The organism is Bartonella sp. AA23NXGY (assembly GCF_042197165.1).
In the GTDB taxonomy this organism is placed as follows: domain Bacteria; phylum Pseudomonadota; class Alphaproteobacteria; order Rhizobiales; family Rhizobiaceae; genus Bartonella.
In genome coordinates, this window is record NZ_JBHIRO010000006.1 from 104,953 (window position 1) to 112,653 (window position 7,701).

The window sequence follows — 7,701 nt, forward strand, 5'->3', positions numbered from 1 at the left end:
TGAGAAGAATAGCTCCTTGCTTCTTTCTTACGATATTTAGAGCAGTATACCCATTTTTTTTACAACCGAAATTTCACAATTAAAACTAATCTAGAGTGTTTTTTTCTGCCTAATTTCTATTTGGCGTAGAAATATCTTGAGCTTATAGCTTAGAGGGGGTGTATAAGTATTGATTTCGAATATGGCATGGGATGGAGTATGGTTGGTTTTGTGGGAAATCGGCTTTGGTTGATTGCAGCTGGAACACTTTCTGTTGATCTATCGTGTGATTTTGTTTTGGCTCTAAGATAGAGTAGGGGCTTGTACATCAATTTATTTATGCTCTATAATTTATGCCTATAAAGCTGCTGTAAAGTGTGTGTTAATGAGGATGATACACATTGTTGCAGTTTTGGGGCTTCTTTTGTTTTGAATGGAAGTTATTTTCCCTCGCGTAAAATAAAATATCCAAAATAAAGTGCCATATAATGAATGTCCCATGGGTTCCCTGTGCCCCTATGCAATGTCCCTCTATATGCAATGTCATTGTGGTGTGATGAGTATACTCAAAAACACCTCTCAGTTCTTATTCACATTCGTTGAGCTCTCCTCATCTTTACGTTTGCAAAGGAAAAAGCCGACACTATCATCATCTTTGCCAGTCCCCAATGTTGCGACAAGCTCTTGGCACTTGAGTCAATTTATTAGAGGCATTTTTAGTCCTTTCTTGTACAGTTTCACTCTATACGGCAATCCCACGTTTCATATGTAAGAGAATGGTTTTGATTGCTTCAATATAAACAGATTTGTAATGAGAAAATCTTAGGATATTCGGGATTCTTATGCAACATACAAAATAATTAATTATCTTTGTAAATCAATGTGTTGAGTTATTGTGGTAGCGTCATGCTATAATGTAAAAAGTTTCCGTAAAGTGTATACTATCCATTGCATAGCCTCTTTATACTTATGAATGTGCAATCCAGCACTGATCTATTTGCTCGTTTGCGATGTTTAACCATTATGGCATTGGAAATGATACAGAAAGGGAATTTTTATGCTTTAGAGGGTGCTTGATAAGGTGCTTGCTTGTGATGTGTGAATGGTTTTGATTGATTTCAGTTATGCTTCATAAAGTGTATTCCATAAAGATGCTGTTCGTTGTGTGTTATAATTGTATAAATTTGGGGGATATGATTATCTTTTTACTGGTTTTGTCTTGGGTTGCTGGTTTCTTTGTGGTCTTGTCTTTATTCACATCTTTATTCACAGGGGGGAAAAGTGTATAGACTGTAGTTTATGGCAGAGACGATTCGTATTATAGGTATTGATCCCGGATTACGGCGTACAGGGTGGGGCGTTATCGATGTTGCGGGTAATCGTCTTCAGTTTATTGCAGCAGGGACGGTTTCTTCTGATGTACAGTGTGAGCTGGCTTCCAGACTATGTCAGATCCACAAAGGTCTTTCAGAGGTTGTGCATCAATTTATGCCCCATGAAGCCGCTGTAGAACATGTATTTGTCAACAAAGATGCTACAGCAACTTTAAAACTTGGCCAAGCGCGTGCAATTGCACTGCTGGTTCCTGCGCAAGCAAATCTTCCTGTTTTTGAATATGCGCCCAACAAAGTGAAAAAATCAGTTATTGGGGTTGGACATGGGGCTAAAGAACAAATCCATATGATGGTCAAAGTTCTCCTCCCACGGGCTGAATTTGATAGCAGTGATGCGGCTGATGCTCTTGCTCTTGCTCTTTGTCATAGTATGCACCGTAACAGTATTGACCGATCTTATCAGGCAAGGATGGCGATATGAGTGGGGTGGAAGCATGATTGGCAAATTAAAGGGCACTCTTGAACATATCTTTGATGATCATATCCTTCTTGATGTTCACGGTGTGGGGTATGTTGTTTTTGTGTCAAATCGGCTGCGTCCTTCTTTACCCTCTGTTGGGGAGGCGTTAAGCCTTTTTATTGAAACGCATGTTCGGGAAGACGCAATCCGCCTTTTTGGTTTTGCTACAAGAGCTGAACAGGAGTGGTTTTGTCTTCTACAAAATGTTCCTGGAGTAGGGGCAAAGGTTGCTTTGGCAATCTTGGGTACTTTATCGCCAGATGAACTTGCACAGGCTATTGCTTTAAACGATGTTGCGATGATTAGTCGAGCGCCAGGCGTTGGTAAAAAAGTCAGTGAAAGAATTGTGGGTGAACTGAAAAGTAAAACACTCCCCTTTGAACAAGCGGTCAAGACTGTTTCGGTTTCTCAGCGTGAGATGACCAATCAACCTGCGCATGATGCGCTTTCCGCGTTGATGAAGCTAGGGTTTGAACGGGAGCATGCATCTCGTGCTCTTGCTCTTGCGATGAATGCTCTTGAGGGGGAAACTGTTTCTTCTGCCCTGCTGATCCGCCATAGTCTCAAATTGCTTTCTTCTCCTACTTAAAATCAAGGTAACAATGCATAAAGATGAAGATAAACGCCTTCTGGGTTCCGCCCCCCTTCCTAACGATCCAGATCGTTCCTTGAGGCCACAAGTTCTCGATGACTTTATTGGTCAAGAAGCGGCGCGGGCTAATTTAAAAATATTTATTGAAGCAGCAAAAACGCGGCAAGAAGCGCTGGATCACGTTTTGTTTGTAGGGCCACCGGGGTTGGGAAAAACAACGCTTTCACAGATTATGGCAAAAGAATTAGGCGTTAATTTTCGCTCTACTTCAGGGCCGGTCATCGCTAAAGCAGGAGATTTAGCCGCTCTCTTGACCAATCTTGAAGAACGTGATGTCTTGTTTATTGATGAAATTCATCGCTTAAATCCGGCGATTGAGGAAATTCTTTATCCAGCCATGGAAGATTATCAACTTGATTTGATCATTGGGGAGGGGCCGGCCGCACGCTCGGTGAAAATTGATCTGGCTAAATTTACTTTGGTGGCAGCAACCACACGTTTGGGGCTTTTAACCACACCTCTACGAGACCGTTTTGGCATCCCAATTCGTCTCAATTTTTATACGATAGAAGAATTGGAATATATTGTGCAGCGTAATGCACGACTTTTTGCCGTTAAGATCAGTGATGATGGTGCTCATGAAATTGCACGCCGAGCACGCGGGACGCCTCGTATTGCCGGACGGCTTTTACGGCGCGTTTGTGATTTTGCTCTGGTTAAACAGGCAAAACAAATTGACCAAAAAATCGCCGATGAAGCCCTTTCGCGCCTTGAGGTTGATCATCTTGGGCTTGATCCGCTTGACCGCCGCTACTTGCTCCTGATTGCGGAAACTTTTTTAGGGGGGCCGGTGGGGATTGAAACAATTGCTGCTGCTTTATCAGAACCACGCGATGCCATTGAAGATATTGTTGAACCGTATTTGCTTCAACAAGGTTTTATTCAAAGAACCGCTCGTGGACGCATTCTAACTGAAAAGGCTTGGAGCCATTTAGGGCTTTCTGCTCCAGCCTCTACAACGTCTATACAAAGGCGTTCTCAACTTTCTGATGCTCAAGACAATTCATCACTTCAGACATCTTTATGGGATGGGGAAGATGACTAAGGCATTCTCTTTGTTAAAAGAAACTATGTGAATATTTTATAGCAAGGTCATAAAATACAAGAGACGTGCCTTCTTTTAGCATATTCTGGCTAAAAAGGTTTGGCACTATTAAAGATTTTTTGCTTTTGCTTTTCACAACTTCAACACAAAAATGTGTTCAATCTTTTGATTGATAGATAATTTGCTATATTAGATGATTTTATGGGATATGAAGTCGATGACAGAAATAACACCTTTTAAGAGCAATCATACAAACGCTTTTCATAATTTTCAGGTCCGCGTTTATGTTGCGGATACAGATTTTTCCGGTGTAGTTTATCATGCGCGTTATCTTGAGTTTTTTGAACGAGGACGTTCAGAGTTTTTACGCGATACCGGTTTTAATAATAAGATGTTAGCAGCAGGGGGTGAGGGGGAAAAACTGTTTTTTGTTGTTCGTCATATGGAAATTAATTTTTCAAGACCCGCTAAAATTGATCATCTTTTAGTCGTTAAAACACGTGTTACTCATATCCAAGGGGCCCGCTTTTTTATGGAGCAATCTATTTTGCATGAGATGACCACGTTGGTAACAGCCAAAGTTGAAATTGCTCTGATTAATGAGGAGGCAAAACCGCGACGTTTACCCAAAGAGCTTTTTGCAAAAATGCTTGGTTAAAAGTGTTATTCATTGAATTAGCAGTTTCAGGAGAGATCAGCAGATATAAAGTAATCTATAATCTAAGACTATACATTTATTATAGCCTAAATGTTTTTCAATAAGGTTATATGATACAGCAAAAGAAAGCACCTCTGCTACAATAACTACAATAAATTGAAGATGATATCCCACAAAATTAAACACGCCCCATCCATGTTATGATTCGAAATCAATGTCATATCATCCATTTTCTGCTATAAGCTCAAGATATTTTTCTTTCTTTTGAAGAAAGGTTTGTTGGCATCAGAAAACAGCGAAAAGGTACAAAATATAAAAAAATAAAAATGTATATACCCAGCAACATATTGCAATAAAGGGATAATAAGCTATTAGGTCGAAAATTGTCTCAAAACACCCAAAGGGTGTTTTTAAGCAATTTGATTTGTTTTTTTACTGGATTGTCATTTGGTCTCACAAGAGCGCGTCTCTCATCCATTTCTATCCATCATGCATAACTTTATGTGCGCTTCTAAACGTAGTGAATGAGTGAGAGATCAATGTATACAAAGCAGAAATGCATTCTTGCATTTAAAGTTTCAAAAGCATATTATTCTATATAATATATTGACTTAAAAAGATATATTATCACTTCTCACGGGCACAAACCCCAATAGAGGAATAGAATAAAATACTTTCATTTCAGATCTGTTCATGTTGAAACAATTAAAATCATTTGCTTATACATCATAAGAGAACAATATAAACCATTGAAAAAATTGTAAAAATGTTCCTTATGGATCATTCTCAATGCAATAATGATCAAATATCGCAAGTGAGCAAAGAGAGCGAAGAAGCCGGTTTTGATGAGGTAAAAATGTGAAAAGGCTTTTTTCATGTCACAGAAGCTTGTACGTTATACCAAGGTGCCAGAGAGATGATAGGCATTGAAAGGGGCTAATTCACAACACAATGAGATTACATGAGACTTACACTAGATTATATAGGACTTATAGGGGGCCTAGGTGAGGTGCATTGTTGTGAGGCGTTTTAGGGTGGTTTAGTGTCGTTTTTTGTGCCCGATGGTGTGATCTTATTAAAGAATGAGAGAAACAATAGCCTGAGGCAAAGCGTCATCTTTTATGATGATAACATATTTATTTACAATGATAATACATTGCGTTGTCACTTTCAGATAATTCTGAAACTTGTAAAACTTTTTCTTTTCAAGCTCTATTGCCGCGAATTAATCAAAAACATTTTCTTACATGTCACAAGCGGAGTTGGTGAGTGGGTACAAAAACACTTAAGAAAGGAATAAATGCCTCTTATGAATCTTTTCAAGTGCTAAGACTTATTGCAGCATTTTAAGCTAGAAACGCGTATGATGATTTAGCGTTCTTTTCATAAGCGTAAAGATGGTGGTGCATAATAGATTTTATATCATGCATTTTTATATCTTTTATTTTTATAGCATTTATGGAGAAATCCTGATCGTTATATTTTTCATAAATGCTGTTGTGAAATGAGAGGGGCGTGCATTGAGGGATGTCTCTCGTCATCACTTTTTAAGGAAATTTAAGAAACAAGTCTTGTTTTAGCGCATGGATTTATGTGAGACTAGAGTCTTTACTTAAATTTAGAAACTATAAAATAATCTGTTTTATAAATTTTAAAAATGCATCTTTCATTTAGAGGGACAAAAATTATGCCGCATTTAGAACTAACGAATCCAGAAACAATTGGAATGTTGCATTTGTTTATGCAAGCGAGTTGGATCGTGAAAGGTGTTATGATCGGGTTGCTGCTCGCTTCTATCTGGAGTTGGGCAATTATTTTTGATAAAATTTTTACGTATCGGAGAATACGGCGTGAAATAAAGCAGTTTGAACGCACATTTTGGTCTGGCAAAGCGCTAGAAGATCTTTATGCATCATGCAAAAGTCAACGTACCAATAGTATATCCGCAGTTTTTATGGCAGCAATGGTTGAATGGAAAAAATCTCTTGAAAAAGGGACCCATACATCGAAAAGTTTGCAGAGCAGAATTGATAAGGCTATGGATTTGACGCTGGGACGTGAAAGTGAAAAAATAGAATCAAAATTAAGTTTTCTTGCGACACTGGGATCTGCGGGACCTTTTATCGGACTTTTTGGAACAGTTATTGGTATTATGGAATCTTTTCTTTCTATTTCAGCTTCTCAAAATACATCACTTGCCATTGTCGCGCCAGGGATTGCAGAAGCGCTTTTGGCAACCGCTATTGGTTTGTTTGCAGCAATTCCAGCTGTTATTGCTTATAACAAGTTGACTCATGAAAGTGCGCGCATCATTGCACAAATAGAAAATTTTGCCGATGAATTTTCAACAATTGTATCGCGGCGTATTGATGAAACACGCACAGCACCTTCCTCTTTATAAAAAGGATCTTATCCCATGGGCTTTTCTGTTGCTTCTTCTTCTCGCAAAAATACACGTAGGCGGCATCATTCACGAAGCCAACTGATGAGTGAGATCAATGTCACTCCTTTTGTGGATGTCATGCTGGTCTTGTTGATTATTTTTATGGTCTCTGCCCCCCTTTTAGTGAACGGTGTTCCTCTAGATTTGCCTCGTAGTCAAGCGGGTCCCGTACGAGCTCAAAAAACACCTCTTACGGTTTCACTTGACGCGCAAGGGCGCTTTGCCATTAATCAAGATTATTATGAAACGTCACAGTCCCTGATTGCACACCTGAAAACTCTTCTGGAAGCAGATGCTACACAAAAAGATCAACGGGTTTTTGTACGGGTTGCTAAAACTGTTGAATATCAGCAAGTATTAAAACTGCTGGCAGATATTCAAAAAGCGGGGTTTTCTCAAGTCGCGTTAGCAAGTTTAGCACAATAAATAATAAGTAATAAAATTGTGCATAACCGGTTGTTTTTAAGATGTTTTTAAAAGAGCATAGAGTGATTAAAAATGAAAAAATGTAAGGCATAAGTAAGGCATAAAGAATGAACAAAGACTCCTATCATAGTATGAAACGAGGCTTGGCTTTATCCCTTGTGGTCCATGTCATTTTTCTCAGTTGGGGAGCCGTTCAGTTTACAAACTCTGTCTCTTTACCACAACCGTTGGAAGCAATTCCCATCACTCTTGCTCCTTTGGTGGACGAGTTTTCCTCTCAACAAGGAGCCGTGAGGGCTCCTATCCGTGCAATCCCTGCCGTCAAACCAACTATGCAGCCACAAGAGAAAGAAGATGCACGCCATATTGGAGAGGGACAAATAGATAGTCTTGCACCATTTCAACCAAAGGAAAAGCCGCGTCCCGTTGAAACAGCATCGCCACCATCAAGCGAGAACACGTCAGAAACATTTGCACCCGAACTTACAAAACCAGAATTATTAGAAGCAAAAACAGAGGATGCACCCAAGGTTGCGCCTGAGATACCTTTGGAGGCACCACCGGAGGATGCGCCCAAGGCTGCACCTGAGATGCCTTTGGAGGCACCACCGGAGGATGCGCCCAAGGTTGCGCCTGAGATGCCT

General features: G+C 39.6%; 6 protein-coding genes and 1 pseudogene. All 7 read left to right on the forward strand.

Annotation, left to right across the window (positions count from 1 at the left end; all coding sequences use genetic code 11):
- Positions 1-1,278 precede the first annotated feature (1,278 nt).
- Positions 1,279-1,794, forward strand: coding sequence for a crossover junction endodeoxyribonuclease RuvC (gene ruvC / locus ACFINY_RS04830; RefSeq protein WP_375613206.1), 516 nt, complete (start codon positions 1,279-1,281; stop codon positions 1,792-1,794).
- A gap of 13 nt (positions 1,795-1,807) precedes the next feature.
- Positions 1,808-2,422, forward strand: a complete 615-nt coding sequence (gene ruvA, locus ACFINY_RS04835; RefSeq protein WP_375611757.1) for a Holliday junction branch migration protein RuvA — start codon at positions 1,808-1,810, stop codon at positions 2,420-2,422.
- Between the two features lie 13 nt (positions 2,423-2,435).
- Positions 2,436-3,530, forward strand: coding sequence for a Holliday junction branch migration DNA helicase RuvB (gene ruvB / locus ACFINY_RS04840; RefSeq protein ID WP_375613207.1), 1,095 nt, complete (start codon positions 2,436-2,438; stop codon positions 3,528-3,530).
- Between the two features lie 217 nt (positions 3,531-3,747).
- Complete coding sequence (gene ybgC, locus ACFINY_RS04845) at positions 3,748-4,188, forward strand: tol-pal system-associated acyl-CoA thioesterase (protein ID WP_375611759.1); 441 nt, start codon at positions 3,748-3,750, stop codon at positions 4,186-4,188.
- A 1,687-nt stretch (positions 4,189-5,875) separates the two neighbouring features.
- Positions 5,876-6,589, forward strand: a complete 714-nt coding sequence (gene tolQ / locus ACFINY_RS04850; protein ID WP_375611760.1) for a protein TolQ — start codon at positions 5,876-5,878, stop codon at positions 6,587-6,589.
- A gap of 15 nt (positions 6,590-6,604) precedes the next feature.
- Entirely contained in the window at positions 6,605-7,057 is a 453-nt protein-coding gene (gene tolR, locus ACFINY_RS04855) for a protein TolR (RefSeq protein WP_375611761.1), read from the forward strand.
- Positions 7,058-7,164: 107 nt separating this feature from the next.
- Positions 7,165-7,701: pseudogene (locus tag ACFINY_RS04860) on the forward strand (cell envelope biogenesis protein TolA); the annotation flags it as partial.